Genomic DNA, 20,532 nt, shown 5'->3' with positions numbered 1-20,532 from the left:
CTTGCCAACCCTCCCAGGGGTGGAGCCGGAGGCCCGGCAGCGCCGGCACGTCGTCCCCGGGGATGACCACCCGCGGGTGGACGCGGCCGGCCCGGCCGGCCGTTACCGTTCGACGGGTGACCGCTCTCCTGTTGACCCGACGGATGCGGCCGGTGGACCTGTACACAGTGGACGTGTTGCTGGCGCTGGCCGTGGGCGGGGCGCTCTGCCCGTACGCGGCGCTGGAGTCGCCGCTGCACGGTGGCGTACACGAGCCGCTCTGGGTGTCAGTGCTGGTCGGGATGGCCCTGGGGCTGCCGTTGGCGGTCCGCCGACGCTGGCCGGTGACGGTGGCCGCGACGATCAGCTCCGTGGCCACCGTCGCCCTGATCACCGGGGTGATACCCAACTTCGCGGCCGCCGCGCCGGCGTTCGCCATCGGCCTGGCCTTCTACACGGTGGCCGTGTCGACGCCCACCCGCCGGTCGATGCTGTGCGCCGCCGGTTGTCTCGCACTGGTGAGCGTCGCCCTGGTGCTGACCGCTGGCGACCTCTGGTCGCGTACCGGCGCTGTCGTCTACGCCACCGTCATGATCGCGCCGGCCTGGGTGATCGGCTGGCTGATCCGGGAGCGACGCGCCCTCGCCGCCCGGCAGAGCGACCAGTTGGTCCGTCAGGCAGCCACCGAGGAGCGGTTGCGGGTGGCGCGCGAGCTGCACGACGTGGTCGCGCACACGCTGAGCCTCATCGTGGTGAAGGCGGCCGTCGCCAACCACGTCGCCGAGGCCGACCCCCGGGAGGCGGGCGCCGCGCTGCGGGTCATCGAGGAGACCGGCCGCACCGCCCTGACCGATGTGCGTCGCGTGCTCGGCGTCCTGCGTGCGGACAGCCCGTACGCCCCGACGCCCGGGCTGGACGAGTTGCCCGTCCTCGCCCGGCAGGCGGCGATCGGCGGGGTCGACGTGCAGCTCGACGTACGACGGGAGGAGCCGGCCGGCGCGGTGCCGGAGTCGGTGGGCCTCGCGGTGTACCGGATCGTGCAGGAGGCGGTGACGAACGTGGTGAAGCACGCTGCGCCGGCCGAGTGCCGGGCCACGGTGACCGTCCGGCCCGACGAGGTGCGGGTGGAGGTGACCGACGACGGGCGGCGGCCGGTCCTGCTCGGCGGGGAGGGGCACGGGTTGATCGGCATGCGGGAACGGGTGGCGTTGCACGGCGGGGAGTTCCGCGCCGGCCCACGCGCCGACGGCGGCTTCGCGGTGACGGCCAGCCTGCCCTACCGGGTGGCCGCGTGATCCGGGTGCTGATCGCCGACGACCAGGCGTTGCTGCGCGGCAGTTTCCGGCTGCTGGTCGATCTCAGCCCGGACTGCACCACAGTCGGCGAGGCGGGCACCGGCGCGCAGGCCGTCGCGTTGACCGGGCAGCACCACCCGGATGTGGTGCTGATGGACGTCCGGATGCCGGAGATGGACGGCATCGAGGCGACCCGACGGATCTGCGCCGACCCGGCGACGGCCGACACCCGGGTCATCATCCTGACCACGTTCGACCTCGACGAGTACGTCTACGGGGCGCTGCGCGCCGGGGCCAGCGGGTTCCTGCTCAAGGACACCCCACCGGCGGACCTGCTGACCGGGATCCGGGTGGTCGCCGCCGGGGAGGGGTTGCTCGCGCCGACGGTGACCCGCCGGCTGATCGACGAGTTCGCCCGGCGGCCGGAGCCGACCAGGCCGTTGCCCCGGCGGCTCGACGGGGTGACCGACCGGGAACGGGAGGTGCTGGCGCTGATCGCCCGCGGCCTGTCCAACGCGGAGCTGGCCGCGCACCTGAACCTCAGCCAGGCCACCGTGAAGACGCACGTCGGGCGGCTGCTGACCAAGCTGGCGGTACGCGACCGGGCGCAACTGGTCATCGTCGCGTACGAGACGGGACTGGTCGGGCCCGGCGGCCTACGCTGAGCCGATCGGCGCGCATCCGAGGAGGAACCATGACCCGTTACGTCGCCCTGCTGCGTGGGGTCAACGTCGGCGCCAACACCCGGCTGGCGATGGCCGACCTGCGCCGGATCGTCACCGACCTCGGTCACGAGGACGTCAGGACGTACCTGCAGAGCGGCAACGTGACCTTCGGCAGCACGGTGCGCGACGCGGAGAAACTGGCGGCCGGCATTGAGCGGGCGCTCACCGACGAGCTGGCGTTGTCAGTGCCGGTGCTGGTGCGCAGCGGCCGGGAGCTGGCGGCGATCGCCGGCGGCAACCCGTACGCCGACCGGGACGACGACCCGACCCGACTGCTGGTGGCCTTCCTCGCCACCGCGCCGGAGAAGTCCGCTGTGGACGCGCTCGCCGTGCCCGGTGGCGAGAACGTGTCGTTCACGGTGACCGGCCGGGAGGTGTTCCTGCACTACGTCGACGGCGGTTACGGCCGGTCGAAGTTCACCAACGCGTACCTGGAGAAGAAGCTCGGCGTGGTGGCCACCACCCGCAACTGGAAGTCGGTGCGGGCCCTGGCGGAGATGACCGCCGGCTGAGCACGGTGGGGGTCGCGGCCCCCGCGACCCCCATCCGCGCTGCTCAGAAGTGGTACGCGGTCTCGTACTCGGGCACCAGGACCCGGCTGCGCGGCGAGATCCGGCGGATCGCCGCGATCATCTCGTTCAGCCGGGTGCGGTCGGTCGGTGCGACGGTCGGCGGGTTCTGCAACGCCGTCTCGAAGTTGTCGTAGTGCACCGGCACCACGACCTTCGGGTAGTCGAGGCCGGCCAGCAGCCGGGGCAGGTAGTCGCCGGTGGTGGTGGCGTTCTGCATGGCCACCATCGCCACGTCGGGCGCGAGGCCGGTCAGATTCCGCTCGGCGACGTCGCTGGCCCCGGTGAAGTAGACCGACGGGCCGCCGTCGACCCGCAGCAGGTAGCCCAGCGTGTCGCCCTCCGGCAGGTCAGCGATGGTGGCCGGCTGCGGCGGTGGGGTCACCAGCACCCCGGGAAAGGCCACCGAGTACGACGGGTTGCGGCTGTGCAGTGAGCCGACCACCTCGACGGTGTGGTCCCCGAAGTCCAGCACCTCGCCACCCTTGACGGCGCTGAGCTGCGTCGACGGCAACCCGTAGGCCAACCCCAGGTGGTACGCGGTCAGCGTGCCGAACACCCGCGCGCCGGTGCGCTTGGCGATGTACGGCACGTCCATGAAGTGGTCCCAGTGGGTGTGCGTGACGAGCACCGTCAGGGCCTTGTCGACCCGCGGGTCGATCACGTCGGTGCGCACCGTCAACCGGGTCTGCGTGTTGAACGGGCCGGTGAACAGCCCGGTGTCGATGCGGCTGAGGAACGGGTCGACGAGGACGGTGCGGTCGCCGATGTCGACGCGCCAGCCGGCCGTACCCCACCAGCGGAAGCTGACCGCGCCCTTGCGGCGCGCGGTCGGCGCGGGGGCGGCGGTCGGGGGCGCGGCCTGGGCCGGTGTGGCGACGCCGGCGGCGAGGCCACCGGCGGAGACCAGGGCGGTGGTGGCGGCGGCGTCGCGCAGGAAGCGGCGACGGTCGAGGTTGGGCATGCGGATCTGCTCCCCGTGCTCGGGTGATCGGTCGACACGAGCCAACCAGCGCCACCCGGCCCCGGTCCAAGATCAAACGCCGTCGGCTCCGATACGACGCCGCATATAGGACCTGCTCAGCGGCGGTGCGCAGACGCTCCGACGGGCGACAAATCAGTTACCGCGCAGCGCCTCGACGGCCGTCCGGGCGGCCTCCCCCATCGCCAGGTCCACGTCGATGCGGCGCGGGGCCAACTGTTCGGCACGGGCGAAGACGGCTATCGCGTACCGGCCGCCGTCGGGGTACTCGGCGACGCCGGCCTCCAGGTGCAACCCGGGCAGGGTGCCGGTCTTTCCGGACACCCGGACGCCGGGCGGGAAACCGGCGGCCAGCCGGGTCCAGAAGAGCTGCCGGGCCATCCAGGTGCGAACCATCGCGCACGCTGCGGGCGGCCCGGCCTCGTCCCGCCAGATCAGCGTGAGCAGCCGGGTGATCTCCCGGGCCGTGCTGGACGTGGTGCGCGCGGGGTCGAAGACCCGCATGGCCCGGACCCGCTCCGCCGGCAGGGTGGGAAAGATCCTGGCGAACTCCGCCTCGGTGCGCGCGCCCACGTCGGCGAGCATCACCTCGACCAGGTCCCGGGGGCCGCCGAGGACGCGGGTACGGGTCAGCCCCAGCTCGACGGCGAGGATCGGCAGCAGGTCCGGGCCGACCCGGCGCAGCAGCAGGTCGGCGGCGGTGTTGTCGCTGACCGACATGGCGAAGTAGGCGAGGTCGCGCAGCGACACCTCGGCGTCGTCGACGCAGCCCGCCAGACCCCACCCGCCGAGCCGGTCGGCGGCGGTGACCAGTACCCGCTCGGTCGGGTCCAGCTGACCGGCCTCGACCTGCCGGGCGAACTCCAGCACCAGCAGGATCTTGAAGATCGAGGCGATCACCACCTGCTCGTCGGCCCGCACCCCGACCTCCCGGCCACTGCCGGTCGGGCCGTCGACGGCCAGGTCCACAGCGTCCAGGTCGACGGCGTGCATGCTGGCCGTCACCCGGGCGGCGGCGAAGATGGCCTCGATCCGTTCCTGCACGTCCACGCCAGCACGGTATCCAGCGGCACCGTGGCGGCGCTGGCGTAGGGTCCCGGCCGTGGACCTGCTCCGGCACCTGCGGCACTTCGTGGTGGTCGCACACGAACTGCACTTCGGGCGGGCCGCGGAGCTGCTCGGAATGGCCCAGCCGCCGCTGAGCCAGTCGATCCAGCGGCTGGAACGGGAGCTGACGGTCGAGCTGTTCGACCGCTCCCGCCGCCAGGTACGCCTGACCACCGCCGGTGAGCTGCTGCTCGGCGAGGCGGAGGAACTGCTCGCCGGCGAGGGGCGACTGCGCAGCCTGATGGCCCAGATCCGTGCCGGTGAGCTGGGCGTACTGCGGGCCGGGGTGCCACCGGAGACGCCCGCTGTGACGCTGCGCTCGCTGTTGGACGGGCTCACCGCCCGGGCACCCGGGCTGGACGTGGAACTGCACGAGCTGACCACCGCCGAGCAGGTACGGATGCTCGCCGAGCGGACCCTGGACGTGGGGCTCGTGCATCACCCGGTGGCGGCGGACGGGTTACGTTTCGGCGCCCCGGTCGACGTACCCCTGGGGGTGTTGCTGCCGCGCACCTCGCCGTTGGCCCGCGACCGTGCGGTGACGCTGGCGTCGCTCGCCGGTCTGGATCTGGTGGCCGCGCCCCGCGCCACCGCCCCCGGCTGGCACGATCACCTGCTGGCGGTGTGCCGGCAGCACGGTTGGCGCCCGACCCGGGTGCGCCCGGCCCGCAACCCGGAGTTCCTCTTCGGGCTGGTGCTGGCCGGCGGCGCGGTGGCGGTGGAACCGGCGGCGGTGGCCCGCCGGGAACCCCGGATGGCCTGGCGGCCGATCGTCGACGCGCCGCTGGCGAAACGCACCTCGGCGGCCTGGCCAGAACGGTCCGCGCACCCGGCGGCGGCGATGTTCGGCCAACTCGCCGCGGACGTGCTGGCCGAGCCCACCGCGCCCGAGCCGCCGTCGACGTCGACACCGGCGGCGCGGCCGTGGCCGGTGCTGTTCGACACGACCGGGTGAACCGATCCGCCGTTGCGTTCGTCACGCCGGCTTGAGCGGTGATTCGTCCACCTGCCCGGGTATGGATGACAGGTAAACGAAGACGCGAAGGAGCCGCAGTGGCAATCACGATTCCCGACATCAGCCTGAACGACGGCACCACCATTCCTCAGCTCGGCTTCGGGGTGTTCCAGATCGAGCCGAAGGACACCGTCGCGGCGGTGAGCACCGCGTTGGAGATCGGCTACCGCCACATCGACACCGCCGAGATGTACGGCAACGAGGCCGAGGTCGGCGAGGCGGTACGGATGTCCGGCCTGGACCGGGGCGCGGTCTACGTGACCAGCAAGCTGAACAACGGCTTCCACCGCCCCGACGACGCCCGCAGGGCGTTCGACTCGACGCTGGCGGCGCTGAAGATGGACTACATCGACCTGTTCCTGATCCACTGGCCGCTGCCGACGCTGTACGACGGCGACTACGTGTCGACCTGGAAGGTGTTGGAGGAGGTCCAGCGCGACGGTCGGGCCCGCTCGATCGGCGTGTCGAACTTCCAGGTGCCGCACCTGCAGCGACTGGCCGACGAGGCGAGCGTCGTGCCGGCGGTCAACCAGATCGAGGCGCACCCGTACTTCACCAACGACGAGGTCCGCGCCTACGGCCGGGAGCACAACATTCTCACCGAGGCGTGGTCGCCCATCGCGCAGGGCAACGTGCTCGGCGACCCGACGGTTGTCGACATCGCCGAGCAGCTCGGCCGGACCCCGGCGCAGGTGGTGCTCCGCTGGCATGTGCAGCGCGGCGACATCATCTTCCCGAAGTCGACCACCCCGAAGCGGATCGAGGAGAACACCCGGATCTTCGACTTCGAGCTGGACGACGTGGCGATGGAGCGGATCACCGAGCTGAACAAGGGCGAGGCCGGTCGGCAGGGCCCGAACCCGGACACCTTCGCCTACCTGCCCAACTGAGCCGAGCCCGCCACCGGCGGGCAGGTCTCCAACGAGCGTGATGCCTCAGAGTCGTCGTAATGACCCTGAGGCATCACGCTGTCGCCGGCAGGTCAGAAACAGACGCGCTGCGCAATCCGGTGAAACGCCGCCTGGGTCGGCGAGCCGGGCTCGGGTACGTAGACGATCAGTCGCTGGTCGGTCTCCTGCACGTGCAGCACCCGGCACTCGAACTCCAACGGCCCCAGCCCGGGGTGCGGCACCCGCTTCACGACGGGGCGACGTTCGGCCACGTCGTGCTCGGCCCAGAGCTGGGCGAACCGGGGTGACGTGCCGAGCAGTTCGGTCACCAGCTCACGGATCGCCGGGTCGGCCGGGTAGCGGCCGTACGCGGCCCGCAGATCCGCGACCGTACCGCGGACGAACCGGAGAATCTCGGCGTCATTCCAGTGGCCGCTGGTCACCGGCTGCCGGTACGTCCAGCGGATCATGTTGCGGTCCGCGTCGGGCACTGTCGAGAGATCCCCGACGAAGTACGTGGCCAGACGGTTACAGGCCAGCACGTGGTACGCGGCGTCGACGAGGTACGCCGGGGTCTCGGTCATCGCGTCGAGCAGGTGCCGTAGGCCTGACGGCACCGCCCGGCTCGGCCCACGGGTCGGCGGCGGGTTCTCCCCGGCAACCCGGAACAGGTACTCCCGCTCGTCCCGGCTCAACAGCAGCGCCCGGGCCAGCGACGCGAGCACCTGCCGGGACGGATGCGGCCCACCGACCTGAACGGCAACAGCGGCTTCCGCACGGCAGAACAGGGCGCCGAGGTGAGCGTGCACCTGGCGACCCTGCCAGCCGACGGGCCGAGCGGGCTGCTGTGGGGCTTCCAGATGAACGCCGGCGGTGGGTACGGCGTGCTGCAGTGGTGACTGAGCGCTTGACCTGGAGTGCGCTCCAGCCGGCAGTGTGACTCGTGCGCCCACCGGTAGGGCGCACGAGAGGAGACCCCCATGCGGTACCGCACGATCGGCGCCGACCCGGCGACCCGGCGCGAGGTCAGCGTGCTCAGCCTCGGCGCGATGCTCTTCGGCAGCGCCACCGACGAGGCCACCTCGTACGCGATCCTGGACCGGTACGTCGAGGCCGGCGGCACGTTCATCGACACGTCGGACAACTACGCGTTCTGGGTGGACGGCGGCCAGGGCGGGCAGAGTGAGGAGTTGCTCGGCAGGTGGCGGCGCAGCCGGGGCGTCGGCACCGAGATCGTCATCGCCACCAAGCTGGGTGCCCGACCGCTGGCCCCGGGGACCAGCTACCTGGACAACGCCGAGGGCCTGTCCGCCAAGGTGATCCGCGAGTCCGCGGAGCGCAGCCGGGAACGGCTCGGGGTGGAGCGGCTGGACCTGCTCTACGCGCACATCGAGGACCGGACCGTGCCGCTCCAGGAGACCGTGGAGGGCTTCGCCGAGCTGGTCGCCGAGGGCACTGTGGGTCTGCTGGGCGCCAGCAACCACCGGGCCTGGCGGGTGGAACGGGCCCGCGCGTTGGCCGCCGCCGCCGGCCTGCCGGGGTACGAGGTGCTCCAGTACCACCGCAGTTACCTGCCGAACCGCACCGACGTGATCAGCGAACTGGACCCGGACGGCGAGCCGGGCGGCGTCAGCGGTGACCTGCTCAGCTACCTGCGTGCCGAACCCGAGCTGACCCTGGTGGCGTACTCGCCGCTGCTCAAGGGGGCGTTCACCCGGGCGGACAAGCCGCTCAGCTCGGCGTACGACCTGCCGAGCGCGCCCCGGCGACTGGCCGCGCTGCGGGAGGTGGCAGGGCAGAGCGGCGCGACGGTCAACCAGGTGGTGCTCGCCTGGTTGCTGGGCGGCGAGCTGCCGTCCATCCCGCTGGTGGGCGCCTCGTCGGTGGCGCAACTGGAGGAGAGCCTGGCGGCTGTCGACCTGGAGCTGACCGCCGAGCAACGACACCGCCTCGACACCACCTGGTGACCGGTCACCGGCCGCCCCGCCGACCTCAGCTTGCGGTCGGCGGGGCGGTCAGGTCGAGTTGCCAGTCGTTGGCCCGCATCATCCGCCCCGGCGGATATTCGAAACCGGTCTCGCCGAGCAGCGTGAAACCCGCCTTGCGGCACACCGCGTTCGACGCGGGATTGTCCACCGAGGGGTAGGCGTGCGCGTAACGCCGGTCCCGTCGGGCGCGAGCGACGTCCACCACCGCACGCACCGCCGTCGTGGCCAGCCCCATCCCCCGGTACGCGGGCAGCACCGCCCAACCCAGCTCGTACACCGGGTGGTCGCGCCACTCCCGACCCCAGTAGCCGACGCTGCCCGCCCGCGCCCCGTCCGGCAGCACCAGCGTGAACATGCAGCCCTGCCCGGTGTCGGCGAAGTGCACGTACCGGTCGTGGCGGGCGAGCACCTGCTCGTCGGTCTCCGGGCCGCCGGTGTGCTTGCGGGTGTCCGGTGAGTTGAGCTGCCGCAGCAGGTCGAGGTCGTCCTCGTGCCACGGTTCGATGCGTACCTGGGCCATCCCGTTTCCCCCGTTCGTCGACCCCAGTCAAGCCGATCCCACCGACACTCCGCCCCGAAACCGCGCCCGCTAGATCAGATCTAGCGGGCGCCCGCTGTCACCTCGCGCCTTCAGAATGGAAGGGGGTGGCCATGACGCCGCTACGGATCGCCGTGATCGTCGGCAGCACGCGGGAGGGGCGGGTCGGCGACCGGCTCGCCACCTGGTTCGTCGAACAGGCCGGGCGGCACGACGACCTGGCGGTGACGGTCGTTGACCTGACCGGGTACGACTTCCCGGCCACCTACCCCGCCGAGCCGACCGCGCCGATCCGGGCGTTCGTTCGCGAGGTGGGCCGGGCGGACGCGTTCGTCGTGGTCACCCCCGAGTACAACCACAGCTTCCCGGCACCCTTGAAACAAGCCATCGACTACGCGTACGACGAGTGGCAGGCCAAACCGGTCGGCTTCGTGTCGTACGGCTGTCGGTCCACCGGCGGGCACGCCGTCGACCAGCTCCGCACCGTCTTCACCGCACTGCACGCGATGACGGTGCGCGACGTCGTCGGGATCGACCTGCTCGCCGGCGAGCCGACCGCCCGGTGCACCGACGAACTGCGCCGCGACGTCGACGCCCTGCTCGACCAGCTGCGCTGGTGGGGCCTGGCGCTGCGCGACGGCCGGGCGGCTCGGCCCTACGTCTCCTGAACACGTCCACCACGAAAGGTACGAACCATGAGTAGACGCACCACCGGCCTGGCCATCGAGGCCGAAGGGCTCACCCGATCGTTCGGGGACACCCGGGCGCTGGCCGGCATCGACCTGCAGGTGCCCGCCGGCACCGTCTACGGCCTGCTCGGCCCCAACGGCGCGGGCAAGACCACAGCCGTCCGGGTGCTCGCCACGTTGCTGCGACCCGACGGCGGCTCGGCCCGGGTCTTCGGGCACGACGTGGTCACCGAGGCCGACAAGGTCCGTTCCCGGGTCAGCCTCACCGGCCAGTACGCCTCCGTCGACGAGGACCTCACCGGTACGGAGAACCTGGTGCTCCTGGCCCGCCTGCTCGGCCTGCGCAAGCCGGCCGCCCGGGACCGCGCGGCAGCGCTGCTCGCCGCGTTCGGGCTGACCGAGGCGAGCGACCGTCAGGTGAAGAAGTACTCGGGTGGGATGCGGCGGCGCATCGACATCGCCGCGAGCATCCTGAACACCCCGGATCTGCTCTTCCTCGACGAACCGACCACCGGCCTCGACCCGCGAAGCCGCAACCAGGTGTGGGAGATCGTCCGAGCGGTGGTGTCGCACGGGACGACCGTGCTGCTGACCACCCAGTACCTCGACGAGGCCGACCAGCTCGCCGGCCGGATCGCGGTGGTCGACCACGGCCGGGTGATCGCGGAGGGCACCCCGGGTGAGTTGAAGTCGTCGATCGGCTCGGGCACCGTCCACCTGCGACTGCGCGACCCGGGGCAGCGCCCCGACGCGGAGCGGGTGCTCCGCGAGGCACTCGGTGTGCCGGTGCAGCTCGCCGCCGATCCGGTGGCGTTGACCGCCCGCGTCGGTGAGGCCGGCACCGACCTCGACGCCAGCGCCCAGGCCGCCCGCGTGCTCAGCGACCTGGCCCGCGCCGGCATCGTGGTCGACAACTTCTCCCTCGGCCAGCCGAGCCTGGACGAGGTCTTCCTGGCCCTGACCGACCACCCCGCCGTGCCAACCGACGAGCGCGACGACGAGCTGGAGGCAGCCCGATGAGCGACACCAAGACCACCACCACCGAACGGGCACCGGCCGTCTACGTTCCGTCAGCCGAGGCACTGGCGACAGTCCTCGCGCCCGGTGCCCGACCTCCCCGGCCGAGCGCGCTGGGCGCGTCGATCACCTTCGGCTGGCGGGCCATGCTGAAGATCAAGCACGTGCCGGAGCAGCTCTTCGACGTGACCGCGTTCCCGATCATCATGGTGCTGATGTTCACGTACCTGTTCGGTGGCGCCCTGGCCGGCAGCCCGCGTGACTACCTGCAGTTCTTCCTGCCCGGCATCATGGTGACCAGCGTCGTCATGATCACCATGTACACCGGTGTCGGCCTCAACACCGACATCGAGAAGGGCATCTTCGACAGGTTCCGGACGCTGCCCGTCTGGCGCCCGGCCGCCCTGGTCGGCATGATCTTCGGCGACGTGCTGCGCTATATCCTCGCCGCACTGGTGATCCTGGGCCTCGGGCTGGTGCTCGGCTTCCGGCCCGAGGGCGGGGCGCTCGGTGTCGCCGCCGGCATCGGACTGCTGGTGATCTTCTCGTTCGCGTTCTCCTGGGTGTGGACGTTCTTCGGGCTGATCCTGCGCAGTGAGAAGTCGGTGATGGGGGTCAGCATGATGGTGCTGTTCCCGCTGACGTTCCTGAGCAACGTCTTCGTCGAGCCGAGCACCATGCCCGGCTGGCTCCAGGCGTTCGTGAAGGTCAACCCGGTGACGCAGCTGGTGGCCGCGATCCGGGGCGCGATGAGCGGCGAGTCGGACCCGTCGGCAACGATGTGGCTGCTGCTGTGGAGCGCCGGCTTCGTCCTCGTCTTCGGCACCCTGACCATGTACAAGTACAACCGCCGCTGACAGTGCGACGGACGCCGCCACAGCCGTGGCGGCGTCCGTCCGTCGTTGGCGCGTCGGTCTGCGGTCAGACGACCGCTGGCACCTCGGTTCGGCTGGTGCCGCGCAGGCGGGTGGCGTCCTGGCTGGGCGGCGCGCCGAACTGGCGACGGTATTCGCGGCTGAACTGCGACGGGCTCTCGTAGCCGACCCGGATGCCGACCCCGGTGATGTCGTTGGGGTGGGTGGCGAGCAGGAGCCGGGCCTCCTGCAACCGGATCTGCTTCTGGAACTGGATCGGGCTCATCGCGGTCACCGCCTGGAAGTTGCGATAGAACGCGGACACGCTCATCCCGGACAGCCTGGCCAGCTCCTCCACCCGGAACGCCTGCGCGTAGTGGTCGCGGATCCACCGCACCGCCCGGGCGATGTGACTGAGGCTGCTGTCGGCCAGGCCCAGCTGCCGCACTGCGGCACCCTGCTCCCCGCTGAGCAACAACCAGAGAATCTCCCGTTTGATCAGGGGTGCGAGCACCGTGACGTCCCGGGGCCGGTCCAGCAGTCGAAGCAGTCGGACCACCGCGTCGCCGAGCTCGTCGGGAGCGTCGCTGACCACCATCCCGGAGGGCGTTCCGCCGGACAGAGGTGGGAGGTCGCCCGGTGCCGCCTGCAGCAGCAACTCGGCGACCGTGGCCGGATGCAGCACCAGCCCGAACCCCAGCGCTGGCGAGTCGGCGCTGGCCTGGGTGAACCGGCCGGTGACCGGCAGATCCACCGACGCGACAAGGTACTGGCCGGCCCGGTACTCGTACACGCGGTCACCCAGCGCCATGTGTTTGGCGCCTTGAGCGATGAGCGCCAGCACGGTGCCCGACATCGACGTGGTTGGCCCGGTCTGCTGGTCGACCTTCGAGATCAGCACCCCGTCGATGGGGGTGCGCATGTCCGGGTGGGCGTGGCGGGCCAGCAACGTCCGCAGCTCGTCGAGGTACACGGCCCGATTGAAGCACATGACCGATGCTCGTCACAACGAGAGAATCAGGCAAGAACCCAAGAGCATCTTTCTAACGTTTCCGCTGGTGGCGATGGTCTTATTGAAGTGTCAGTTTTCCGAGATCGCAGCAAGAGCTAGACGATTAGGAGTCACTTCGATGACTGTCCACCACGGGTTCCAGGCCACCATGACCGCTCAGCCGGGAAAGGCGGACGAGCTGATCGAACTGTTGCTCGACGCGCCGTCCCTGCCCCACCCCGACTGCGTCGTCTTCCTCGTGGCCCGCTCGGCCACCGACCGTGACGTCGTCCACGTGATCGAGGGCTGGACCAGCGCCGAGGCGCACAGCGCGTTCTTCGCCGGGGAGCAGGCGCAGGCCCTGGTCGCGAAGCTTCAGCCGCTGCTGGCCGGCGACTCGACGTACACCGACGCCGTGCCGGTCGGCGGCAAGGCGACCTTCTGAGCCGGCGACAGCACCCCCCTCACCCGACCCGCACCAGCGAAAGGATCCACGATGAACCTCCCCCGCCCGGGCATCGACCCCGAGTTGCTCGTACCCCTGACTGAGCTGCCGCCCATGCCGCCCCTCGGCCCCGAGGTGATCGAACAGCTTCGCCACTTCCCCCAACCGTCGATCGATATCCACCTGGAAGGCCGCGCGGTCTCCCGGCGCGAGGTCACAGTTTCCGCCGGCGACGGAACGCCGATCCCGCTGTCCATCCTCAGCCCCACCGATCGTGCCGCCGGCGCGCCCTGCGTCTACTGGATCCACGGCGGCGGGATGATGTGGGGCGACCGCTTCTCGAACATCGACATTCCGCTGGAATGGCTCGACCGGTTCGGTGCCGTCGTGGTCTCGGTGGATTACCGGCTGGCCCCGGAAGCAACCGGCACGACCCTGGTCGACGACTGCTACCGCGGTCTGCTCTGGGTGGCCGAGAACGCCGCGGATCTCGGCATCGACCCGGCCCGCATCGTCGTGGCCGGCGCCAGCGCCGGAGGTGGCCTTGCCGCAGGGGTCACACTGATGGCTCGCGACCGCAACACCCCGACCATCGCCGCCCAACTGCTGTCGTGCCCCATGCTCGACCACCGCAACGACACCACCTCCAGTCACCAGTACAGCGGGCTGGACGGCGTGTGGACCCGGGAGATGAACGAGTTCGGGTGGCGCAGCGTCCTCGGCGAGCACCCCGACCAGAACGTCTCCGCGTACGTCTCACCCGCACTGGCGGACGACCTGTCCGGTCTGCCGACCACGTACATCGACGCCGGGACCGCCGAGGTGTTCCGCGACGAGGACGTCGCCTACGCCACCCGGATCTGGGCCGCCGGCGGCCAGGCCGAACTGCACCTGTGGGCTGGCGGCTTCCACGGATTTTCGGCGCTGTTCCCGCATGTTCGCGTCTCCGACGCGGCACGGCGCACCCAGGCCGACTGGCTCGCCCGGGTCCTGGAACCCGGCCCCGATCTCAAGGACTGAGCTGAGCCAACGGCCCGCCCCGGCCGTGGGTTCAGAGCCGCCAGGGCAGCGGCTCGGCGGGCCGGTAGCGGCAGGTGGTGCCAGTGGAGACGGAGTCGCGCAGGTGGCTCGCCAGTGCCGGGTGCCGGTCGTCGAGCTTGCGTAGCGTGTCGCGGATCCTCGCGGTCACCGTCTTGCGGGCCCGTTCGGCCTCGTCCCCCAGGCGGCGGCTCCGGCCGGCGAGGCCCGCCGCGGCACGCAGCTCGTCGAGCAGTGCACCCCGCTCGGCGTCCAGTTTGGACACCTTGAGGTCGTCATCGCGGGCGGCGGCCCGGTCGATCTCCTCGTCGAGGCGGGCCAGGTGCCGCCGGTAGCGGGCCTTCGCCTCGTCGTCGAGGACCGGGTCGGCTCCCATCCGGCGGGCGGCCACCAGTTCCGGCCCGGCCGCCGGGTCGAGCAGCTCGACCGCCGGCACGTCACTGCCCGGGTGGCTCAGCAGCAGGTGCAGGTCGTGCAACCCCTTGGCGTCAGGCAGGTGCACGACCACACCGGCGTACGCGAGTTGCCAGACCGGCCCGTCGCGCCGAAACTCGTACCCCGCGATGGCCGACGCGACCGGCACGGCCTGGCCGGGCGCGGCGGTGTGGTCCGGGCGGCCGGCGTCGGGGGTCGTCGGGGCGGCGAGCCGGTGCAGCACCTGCGTCATGCCGAGAGCGGTCGCCTCCTGGATGGTGGCGGCCCGCAGCAGGGTCACCGTCGCGGTGTCGTCCGGGCGGCCTCGGCTGGCGAGGGCATGCACGAGGCCGGTGCGGGCGAGCAGCGACCAGGGCCGGGAGCCCAACCGGTCGGCGGAGTGGTGGGCGGCGGTGAAGCCGGCGACGGCGTCGTCCCAGCGGCCCTGGGCGGCGTCGATCAGCGCCAGCCAGTAGTCGACCGGGCCGCTGATGTCGCAGCCGAACAGCCCCACCATCCACTCTCCACGATGCGGGGCGAGCGCGGCCCGTGCGACGTCGCAGCGCTGCGGGTCGGCGGACGCGGCGGCGGCCTGCGCGCGTAGCCGGAGCCAGAGCGGTGACACCGGGCGCGGGTACCGGACGGCGGCGGCCTCGATGCCGGCGGTCAGCCGCACCGCCGTCTCGTCGTCGCCCCGCTCCGCCGCGGTGATCGCTCGCAGCAGCTCCCGGTAGGGGTAGTCGGTCGGGGCCAGCCCGTCCAGCAGGGTGTCGGCCTCGGCGAACCGACCCTCAAGCAGCAGCCGGGACCAGCGCAGGTGATGGCCCATGAACCCGAACTCGGCATGGCTCGGGTCAGCGATGTCGGTGATGTCGGCGAACCGCTCGTCGGCCTCGGCGAAGTCGCCTCGGAAGGCCGCGATGATGGCGCTGTCGACGGAGGCCGCTATCCGGTACCGGGTGGGGTCGCCGTGCCGGTCCGCGTTGACGAAGATGGTGAACTCCCCGATGAAGCCGGGATCGCCCAGCTCCAGCAGCGCCACCCAGCGCAGCGCGGTGGCCCACAGCTCGGTCTCCCGGTCTGGTGTCCGGCGGGCCACGTCCCGGATCTCGGCGGTGAGCGCGGCGCGGGCCGCCGCGGTGCCCAAACCCCAGGTGGTGTCGTGGCGGGCCCAGAGGCTGAAGGTGAGCGCCTCGTCGTCCTGCCCTCGACGGGCGATCGTCTCGGTCGCGGTGATCAGGTCGGCGACCAGCGTGCCGACCGACGCGTCGGCGGCCGGTTCGCCGATCAGCCGCCGGTACGCCTCACGCACCAGCTCCGCCGCCTCGACGGAGAAGGCGACCTCGACCTGGCGGGCGCGGTTCACGATGAGGGCGACGCGGGCCAGCAGCACCGGGTCGTCGAGGGTACGAGCCAGCACCCCGGCCTCGGTGAGCAGCGCGATGGCCTCTTCCCGACCGGCGTGGTGGTATTGCGTCTCACCGAACTCGACCAGGATGCGCACTCGTTGCTCCCGGTCGTCGACGACCTCCAGCGCTCGACGGAAGTGCACGGCCGCCTCGTCGCCGGCCAGCCGGACGAACGCGTCCCGCCCGGCGGCGACCAGCAGGGTGGCCACCCGGGCCGGGTCGAGCGCGGGGCCGGCGAGGTAGGCGTGGCGGGCGAGGTCGGCCGGGATCAGCCGTTCGGTGAGCTCCGGCAGGTCATCGACCGCGCGGACGAGCGCGGCGTGTCGGGCCTGCCGGTCGTCGTCGGTCAGCCCGTCGTAGAGGGTTTCGCGGACCAGGTCGTGGGCGAACGCGAAGCGGCCACCACCCCGGGAGACCACCAGCCGGGCGGTCACCGCCCGGTCGAGTAGCCGGTCGACCTGCGCGGCCGGGGCGGCGACGCAGGCCGCGAGGACCTGGCGGTGGAACTCACGACCCAGCACAGCGGCGACGGTCAGCGCTTCGACCACGGCGGCGGGCAGCTGGGCCAGGCGGCGGCGCACCGCCTCCCGTACGCCTGGCGCGATCGCGCCGACCGCGTCGTCGGCGTGCCACAGCCGCGCGGTCTGCTCGACGAAGAACGGGTTGCCGCCGGTACGCCGGTGCACCTCGTCGACCAGGCCGGCCTCGGGCTCGCGTCCGGCGGTCCGGGTCATCAGCGCGGCCACCTCGTCGCGGGTGAAACCGGTGAGGGTGATCGTGGTGGCCTTCGCGACGAGCGGCATCAGCAGCGGGCGCAGCGGATGCTCACCCGACTCGACCTCGGCGTCGCGGTAGGTGCCGATCAGCAGGAGCCGCTCGAACCAGGTGTGCTGGGCGGCGAAGCTCAGCAACCGCAGCGAGGCCGGGTCGGCCCAGTGCAGGTCGTCGAGGACGACGACCACCGGCCGGTGCTGGGAGACGGCGACCAGTGCGGCGGTCACCGCGTCGTACAGCGCGAACGCCTCCTGGTCGACGCTGTCGGTGTCGACGCCGGCCCAGCTGGCGAGCCGCTCGGCCTGCTGCTTGCTGGCGTCGGTCTCACCGAGCAGTGCCGCGAGGGCCGGCTCGGCGTCCGGTCGCGCCACCGCCCAGTCGTCGGCGGATCGGCGCAGGCCGCGCAGCACCTGCACCCACGGCCAGTAGCCGGGGGCGCTGTCGGAATCCCAGCACGCGGCGCCGAGCACCAGCGCGCCGCGGCGCCGGGCCTCCCGGGCTGCCGACGTGACGAGGGTCGTCTTGCCGATGCCCGGCTCGCCGGTCACCAGGACGAGGCCGCCGTGACTGGTGGTGGCGCGGTCCAACTCGGCGCGCAACAGGCCCGCAGGATGATCCCGCCCGATGATGGCGTCGCCGCGCCGCGCGTCCATGGTTTCCAGACGGTACGGCAACCGTCCGACAGCGCGAGCGAGTTAGCCGGCCGATCCCCTCTCCTGATCCCAGGGGAGCGCACGTGTCGATAGGGCGCTGTCGAGCTGATGTCGCCAATGAATCGACCCTACCTGTCACTAAACTTCCCTATCGGCATAGGATAGGGAACGATGACGGAAGACATGTACTCAGTTGAGCAGGTCGCCGACCGGCTGGGGCTGCACGTGCGGACGGTGCGCAGCTACATCCGCTCGGGCCGGCTGCGCGCGGTGCGGATCGGCAAGCAGTACCGGATCGCCGCCGGTGATCTCGACGCGCTCACCGGTCGGGCCCCGACCGCGCCCAGCCTCGCCAGGCAGGCGGAGGTGTCGAGCATCGTCCAGATCGACGGTGCCGACAGGGCCGCCGCCGACCGGCTCGGCACGCTCGTGCTCACCAGCGCCAACACCGCCCACGACCAGGCCAATCCGCTGCGGGTGCAGACCGTCTACGACGCGCAACGCCACCGCATGAAGATCATCATCCTGGGTGACCCGGCCGCCACCGCCGAGTTGCTGCACCTGCTCGACGCTGTACTCAACGCCGACAACGGCCTGCTCGACCGGGAGGTCCACGATGCCTGACGAGATCCAGGAACGCGCCGGAGTGCCGGTGCTGGTCTGCGACCCCGACGGCCCGCCACTGGCCACCGAGCAGGATGCGCTGGACCTGATCGGGGCGGCGTTCCTCGGCGCCCAGGTGGTCGCCGTGCCGGCCAACCGACTCGACGAACGGTTCTTCTCGCTGGGCACCCGCTTCGCCGGCGACGTGATGCAGAAGTTCGTCAACTACCGGCTGCGACTGGCAGTCGTCGGCGACATCTCGGCGCAGCTCGCGGAGAGTTCTGCGTTGCGCGCGCTGGTGCACGAGTCGAACCGGGGTGGGCACATCTGGTTCCTCCCCGACCTCGACGCGTTGGACACCCGCCTACGCGCCGGCAGATAGCCACCTCACTGGTCAGGCACGACCCGCCATCTCCACCGTGTCCGGCTCCACTCCCCCGACCCGAGCCTGCTCGGCCGCCCAGCGGAGATAGGCCAGCCACTCCTCCGACGACCACCCGTTGCGGCGACCGACGCCCGCCTCGGCCGGGAGCTGGCTGGCCACGACACGGTCGAGGATCAGGGGCTGCACCCCGCCCACCCCGCGGCGGTAGCCGACGAAGTAGAGGACCTTCGTGAACAGGCCCGGCCCCAACCAGGGCAGACGAGCGTGGTCGGGGTCACTGAAGCGGCGGTACGCCGTACACAACGCCTCCTGGTCGGGCGCTGGTGTGGAAACCTCCTCCAGCGCGTACGCCAGGCGTTTGCCGCCCGGATCGGCGTCGAGCGACCTGGCGGCGCGCCACGGGCCGTACCCGAGGGGTCCGTAAGCCCAGGCCAGCACGGCGGTCAGTAGTTGCCGTGGGCTCACGGAGCCGGCCCGGTACGTGTCGGCAGTCGCGAAGACGTCCCTCCGCCAGATCTCCCCGCTCACCGGGAGGGTGTCGGGCCACGCGTCCGGTGGCAGCCCCGCCCGCCATCTGTCCATGTTGGGCCGGACCGGAGCCCGCTCCCCCGGTAACACCGCACCTTCGGTCGTCTGCATGGCCGCCTCCTCAGAACCGCGCTCGCGGAACTCCGTGGTTCGGACGCTATTGCCGGGCGCTTCCAGACGCCGCCCGCCGACGGCAAATCGCGGTATCGACTGCATGGACGCCTGCCTTTTGGGCAGCCAGCATCTGACGGGATCGAGAACGTCGCATGGTTGACCCAAGGACTAGCCGCACAGGGACCGGGTACGCGCGGTCCATGGGTAGCCACAAGCAGAACAAACACGACAACGGCGGCGAGTCGGCGCGAGGCCGGCGGCATTCGGGCAGCGGCGCTCCGGGCCGCCAGGGCTCGCCCGTGGAGCACTCGCCCGACCAACGGCACCGCCGTACCGCGACCGGCCCGGCCGGCACCGAACGCGACCTGGGCCGGGCCAAGGTCTCGGGCGACGGGCGGATCCAGCGCCAGGGCGGCTCCTGAGCCGACCACCCAGCCGGTGCAGCCGCTCGCGTGTTCGCAGGGCGCCTGCATCGGCTGGTCGGTCTCTACGGCGTGGCGCGGGCATCATCTTCGAGCCGACCCGTCGCGTAATGGACTGGGCCCGTCGTCGGCGCGCACTGAACTGACGGACGATGGATGGCCATCGATGCGCATGCATACCATTCGGCTATGCCTGCTCGCCGCGTCACCGCCACCATCGCCCTAGCCACGCTGGCGAGCCTGCTCGCCGTCAACGCCGCCCGGGCCGACGGCCCGGCGATCAGCACCCCCGGCGCACCCACGGTGGTGGCCAACGAACCGCATCAGCTCACGCTCAGCTGGACGCCCTCCGCCTGGGTCGAGCCTGGCAACGAGCAGCCGATCAACTACGAGGTGCAGGTGCCGCTCGGGCCGAACACGTACCGCTTCCTCGGCTCCACCACCGACACCACGATCACGCTGACCGACCTCGCGCCCGGCACGACGTACCGGATCGGGATTGCCGCCCGCGCACTCGGCGGCTACTCCGACACCTCGCCCACCACCACAGTGCGCACCGCGGCGGGCCGCGCGACGGTCAGCTACTTCAACCTGGACTGGTCCCCGACGAACAACCAGATCCAGCACCTGCTGAAGGTGACCAACACCGGCACCGGGCCACTCGACCTGAGCACCGTGCAGGTGCGCTACCACCTGCGCTTCGAGGGCGCCAACACCTCGCTGGTGCCGAACTGCGACTGGGCCGCGCTGGGCTGCGACCGGATCCGGCAGACCGTGCAGTTCTTCATCCCGCCAGGCGGGCCGCCCAGCGCGATGACGACCCCAGCGCCGCCGAGTTACCCGGTCCCCGGAACGCCAGTCCCCGGCTGGGTGGAGCTGACCTTCACCGACGGCACGCTCGCGCCCGGCCAGTCGACCGGGCCGATCCAGCTACGGCACCACCGGCACAGCTGGAGCACCATCGACGAACGCGACGACCCGAGCTGGGCCGCCGCCACCGGCCAATGGACCGAGAACGACCGGATCACCCTGGACGTCGACGGCGTCCGCGAGTTCGGCGACACCTACTCCTGACCACTCCCGATAACGCGCCGTGCGACCGCCGTGC

The 20,532-nt window shown here is 71.6% G+C and carries 22 protein-coding genes; 15 read left to right on the top strand and 7 right to left on the bottom strand.

Annotation, left to right across the window (positions count from 1 at the left end; all coding sequences use genetic code 11):
* Positions 1-116: 116 nt before the first annotated feature.
* From KBX26_RS08650 to KBX26_RS08640, 3 genes are read left to right on the top strand one after another with little or no spacing between them, the layout of a single operon-like run.
* Positions 117-1,274: a sensor histidine kinase gene (locus KBX26_RS08650; RefSeq protein ID WP_307857773.1), complete on the top strand. Its 1,158-nt coding sequence runs from the start codon at positions 117-119 to the stop codon at positions 1,272-1,274.
* Positions 1,271-1,939 carry a response regulator transcription factor gene (locus tag KBX26_RS08645; protein ID WP_030331357.1) on the top strand — a complete coding sequence of 223 codons (669 nt, stop codon included), beginning with the start codon at positions 1,271-1,273 and terminating at the stop codon, positions 1,937-1,939. Before KBX26_RS08650 ends, KBX26_RS08645 begins: the two co-directional genes overlap by 4 nt.
* 29 nt (positions 1,940-1,968) lie before the next feature.
* Positions 1,969-2,511 (top strand): DUF1697 domain-containing protein, encoded by a 543-nt coding sequence (locus tag KBX26_RS08640; RefSeq protein WP_210865118.1) that lies wholly within the window; start codon positions 1,969-1,971, stop codon positions 2,509-2,511.
* Between the two features lie 43 nt (positions 2,512-2,554).
* On the opposite strand, the gene KBX26_RS08635 is transcribed toward KBX26_RS08640, so the two are convergent.
* Both KBX26_RS08635 and KBX26_RS08630 read right to left on the bottom strand, forming a co-directional pair.
* Positions 2,555-3,532 (bottom strand): MBL fold metallo-hydrolase, encoded by a 978-nt coding sequence (locus KBX26_RS08635; RefSeq protein ID WP_210862372.1) that lies wholly within the window; start codon positions 3,530-3,532, stop codon positions 2,555-2,557.
* A gap of 153 nt (positions 3,533-3,685) precedes the next feature.
* Complete coding sequence (locus KBX26_RS08630; protein WP_210865117.1) at positions 3,686-4,600, bottom strand: serine hydrolase; 915 nt, start codon at positions 4,598-4,600, stop codon at positions 3,686-3,688.
* Positions 4,601-4,652: 52 nt separating this feature from the next.
* On the opposite strand from KBX26_RS08630, the gene KBX26_RS08625 reads away from it, so the two are divergent.
* Both KBX26_RS08625 and KBX26_RS08620 read left to right on the top strand, forming a co-directional pair.
* Complete coding sequence (locus KBX26_RS08625) at positions 4,653-5,612, top strand: LysR substrate-binding domain-containing protein (RefSeq protein WP_210861392.1); 960 nt, start codon at positions 4,653-4,655, stop codon at positions 5,610-5,612.
* 98 nt (positions 5,613-5,710) lie between these two features.
* Positions 5,711-6,562: an aldo/keto reductase gene (locus KBX26_RS08620; protein WP_030331366.1), complete on the top strand. Its 852-nt coding sequence runs from the start codon at positions 5,711-5,713 to the stop codon at positions 6,560-6,562.
* Positions 6,563-6,654: 92 nt separating this feature from the next.
* Here KBX26_RS08620 and KBX26_RS08615 read toward each other — a convergent pair whose 3' ends face one another.
* Positions 6,655-7,371: a transcriptional regulator gene (locus KBX26_RS08615; protein ID WP_307857772.1), complete on the bottom strand. Its 717-nt coding sequence runs from the start codon at positions 7,369-7,371 to the stop codon at positions 6,655-6,657.
* Positions 7,372-7,542: 171 nt separating this feature from the next.
* Between KBX26_RS08615 and KBX26_RS08610 the strand changes: the two genes are divergently transcribed.
* Positions 7,543-8,529, top strand: a complete 987-nt coding sequence (locus KBX26_RS08610; protein ID WP_210865116.1) for an aldo/keto reductase — start codon at positions 7,543-7,545, stop codon at positions 8,527-8,529.
* A gap of 25 nt (positions 8,530-8,554) precedes the next feature.
* On the opposite strand, the gene KBX26_RS08605 is transcribed toward KBX26_RS08610, so the two are convergent.
* Positions 8,555-9,070: a GNAT family N-acetyltransferase gene (locus KBX26_RS08605; RefSeq protein WP_210865115.1), complete on the bottom strand. Its 516-nt coding sequence runs from the start codon at positions 9,068-9,070 to the stop codon at positions 8,555-8,557.
* A 131-nt stretch (positions 9,071-9,201) separates the two neighbouring features.
* Between KBX26_RS08605 and KBX26_RS08600 the strand changes: the two genes are divergently transcribed.
* From KBX26_RS08600 to KBX26_RS08590, 3 genes are read left to right on the top strand one after another with little or no spacing between them, the layout of a single operon-like run.
* Positions 9,202-9,756: an NADPH-dependent FMN reductase gene (locus tag KBX26_RS08600; RefSeq protein WP_030331374.1), complete on the top strand. Its 555-nt coding sequence runs from the start codon at positions 9,202-9,204 to the stop codon at positions 9,754-9,756.
* Between the two features lie 27 nt (positions 9,757-9,783).
* Positions 9,784-10,797: a daunorubicin resistance protein DrrA family ABC transporter ATP-binding protein gene (locus KBX26_RS08595; protein ID WP_030331377.1), complete on the top strand. Its 1,014-nt coding sequence runs from the start codon at positions 9,784-9,786 to the stop codon at positions 10,795-10,797.
* A complete protein-coding gene (locus tag KBX26_RS08590) occupies positions 10,794-11,651 on the top strand; it encodes an ABC transporter permease (RefSeq protein ID WP_210865114.1) in 858 nt (285 codons plus the stop codon). The genes KBX26_RS08595 and KBX26_RS08590 overlap by 4 nt, the downstream gene beginning before the upstream one ends.
* 64 nt (positions 11,652-11,715) lie before the next feature.
* Here the strand turns inward: KBX26_RS08590 and KBX26_RS08585 are convergent, their stop codons facing one another.
* Positions 11,716-12,639, bottom strand: coding sequence for an AraC family transcriptional regulator (locus tag KBX26_RS08585; protein ID WP_210865113.1), 924 nt, complete (start codon positions 12,637-12,639; stop codon positions 11,716-11,718).
* Positions 12,640-12,778: 139 nt separating this feature from the next.
* On the opposite strand from KBX26_RS08585, the gene KBX26_RS08580 reads away from it, so the two are divergent.
* Together KBX26_RS08580 and KBX26_RS08575 are read left to right on the top strand one after the other, a co-directional pair.
* On the top strand, positions 12,779-13,084 hold the full coding sequence (locus KBX26_RS08580; RefSeq protein WP_210862083.1) for a putative quinol monooxygenase: 306 nt from the start codon (positions 12,779-12,781) through the stop codon (positions 13,082-13,084).
* Between the two features lie 51 nt (positions 13,085-13,135).
* Positions 13,136-14,104 (top strand): alpha/beta hydrolase, encoded by a 969-nt coding sequence (locus KBX26_RS08575; protein WP_210865112.1) that lies wholly within the window; start codon positions 13,136-13,138, stop codon positions 14,102-14,104.
* A gap of 31 nt (positions 14,105-14,135) precedes the next feature.
* Here KBX26_RS08575 and KBX26_RS08570 read toward each other — a convergent pair whose 3' ends face one another.
* On the bottom strand, positions 14,136-17,372 hold the full coding sequence (locus KBX26_RS08570; RefSeq protein WP_210865111.1) for an AAA family ATPase: 3,237 nt from the start codon (positions 17,370-17,372) through the stop codon (positions 14,136-14,138).
* Positions 17,373-17,543: 171 nt separating this feature from the next.
* On the opposite strand from KBX26_RS08570, the gene KBX26_RS08565 reads away from it, so the two are divergent.
* The gene (locus tag KBX26_RS08565; RefSeq protein ID WP_210865110.1) at positions 17,544-17,996 is read left to right on the top strand and encodes a helix-turn-helix domain-containing protein; all 453 of its coding nucleotides are present in this window, start codon (positions 17,544-17,546) and stop codon (positions 17,994-17,996) included.
* Positions 17,989-18,357: a DUF4180 domain-containing protein gene (locus KBX26_RS08560; protein ID WP_030331392.1), complete on the top strand. Its 369-nt coding sequence runs from the start codon at positions 17,989-17,991 to the stop codon at positions 18,355-18,357. Before KBX26_RS08565 ends, KBX26_RS08560 begins: the two co-directional genes overlap by 8 nt.
* Before the next feature lie 12 nt (positions 18,358-18,369).
* On the opposite strand, the gene KBX26_RS08555 is transcribed toward KBX26_RS08560, so the two are convergent.
* A complete protein-coding gene (locus tag KBX26_RS08555) occupies positions 18,370-18,999 on the bottom strand; it encodes a hypothetical protein (RefSeq protein WP_210865109.1) in 630 nt (209 codons plus the stop codon).
* Between the two features lie 203 nt (positions 19,000-19,202).
* On the opposite strand from KBX26_RS08555, the gene KBX26_RS08550 reads away from it, so the two are divergent.
* Complete coding sequence (locus tag KBX26_RS08550; RefSeq protein WP_210865108.1) at positions 19,203-19,424, top strand: hypothetical protein; 222 nt, start codon at positions 19,203-19,205, stop codon at positions 19,422-19,424.
* Positions 19,425-19,613: 189 nt separating this feature from the next.
* Positions 19,614-20,498 (top strand): fibronectin type III domain-containing protein, encoded by an 885-nt coding sequence (locus KBX26_RS08545; RefSeq protein ID WP_247680365.1) that lies wholly within the window; start codon positions 19,614-19,616, stop codon positions 20,496-20,498.
* The last annotated feature ends 34 nt before the right edge of the window (positions 20,499-20,532 follow it).

The organism is Micromonospora sp. C97, assembly GCF_018070385.1.
Classification (GTDB): domain Bacteria; phylum Actinomycetota; class Actinomycetes; order Mycobacteriales; family Micromonosporaceae; genus Micromonospora; species Micromonospora parva.
This window is presented reverse-complemented; position numbering and strand designations above follow the sequence as displayed.

Excerpts from the sequence above, each read along its gene's own strand:
- KBX26_RS08600 (WP_030331374.1), top strand. The coding sequence starts at position 9,202 with ATGACGCCGCTACGGATCGCCGTGATCGTCGGCAGCACGCGGGAGGGG.
- KBX26_RS08555 (WP_210865109.1), bottom strand. The coding sequence starts at position 18,999 with ATGCAGACGACCGAAGGTGCGGTGTTACCGGGGGAGCGGGCTCCGGTC.
- KBX26_RS08635 (WP_210862372.1), bottom strand. The coding sequence starts at position 3,532 with ATGCCCAACCTCGACCGTCGCCGCTTCCTGCGCGACGCCGCCGCCACC.
- KBX26_RS08550 (WP_210865108.1), top strand. The coding sequence starts at position 19,203 with ATGGGTAGCCACAAGCAGAACAAACACGACAACGGCGGCGAGTCGGCG.
- KBX26_RS08565 (WP_210865110.1), top strand. The coding sequence starts at position 17,544 with ATGACGGAAGACATGTACTCAGTTGAGCAGGTCGCCGACCGGCTGGGG.
- KBX26_RS08595 (WP_030331377.1), top strand. The coding sequence starts at position 9,784 with ATGAGTAGACGCACCACCGGCCTGGCCATCGAGGCCGAAGGGCTCACC.
- KBX26_RS08640 (WP_210865118.1), top strand. The coding sequence starts at position 1,969 with ATGACCCGTTACGTCGCCCTGCTGCGTGGGGTCAACGTCGGCGCCAAC.
- KBX26_RS08580 (WP_210862083.1), top strand. The coding sequence starts at position 12,779 with ATGACTGTCCACCACGGGTTCCAGGCCACCATGACCGCTCAGCCGGGA.
- KBX26_RS08605 (WP_210865115.1), bottom strand. The coding sequence starts at position 9,070 with ATGGCCCAGGTACGCATCGAACCGTGGCACGAGGACGACCTCGACCTG.
- KBX26_RS08610 (WP_210865116.1), top strand. The coding sequence starts at position 7,543 with ATGCGGTACCGCACGATCGGCGCCGACCCGGCGACCCGGCGCGAGGTC.
- KBX26_RS08585 (WP_210865113.1), bottom strand. The coding sequence starts at position 12,639 with ATGTGCTTCAATCGGGCCGTGTACCTCGACGAGCTGCGGACGTTGCTG.
- KBX26_RS08545 (WP_247680365.1), top strand. The coding sequence starts at position 19,614 with ATGCCTGCTCGCCGCGTCACCGCCACCATCGCCCTAGCCACGCTGGCG.
- KBX26_RS08570 (WP_210865111.1), bottom strand. The coding sequence starts at position 17,372 with ATGGACGCGCGGCGCGGCGACGCCATCATCGGGCGGGATCATCCTGCG.
- KBX26_RS08590 (WP_210865114.1), top strand. The coding sequence starts at position 10,794 with ATGAGCGACACCAAGACCACCACCACCGAACGGGCACCGGCCGTCTAC.
- KBX26_RS08560 (WP_030331392.1), top strand. The coding sequence starts at position 17,989 with ATGCCTGACGAGATCCAGGAACGCGCCGGAGTGCCGGTGCTGGTCTGC.
- KBX26_RS08575 (WP_210865112.1), top strand. The coding sequence starts at position 13,136 with ATGAACCTCCCCCGCCCGGGCATCGACCCCGAGTTGCTCGTACCCCTG.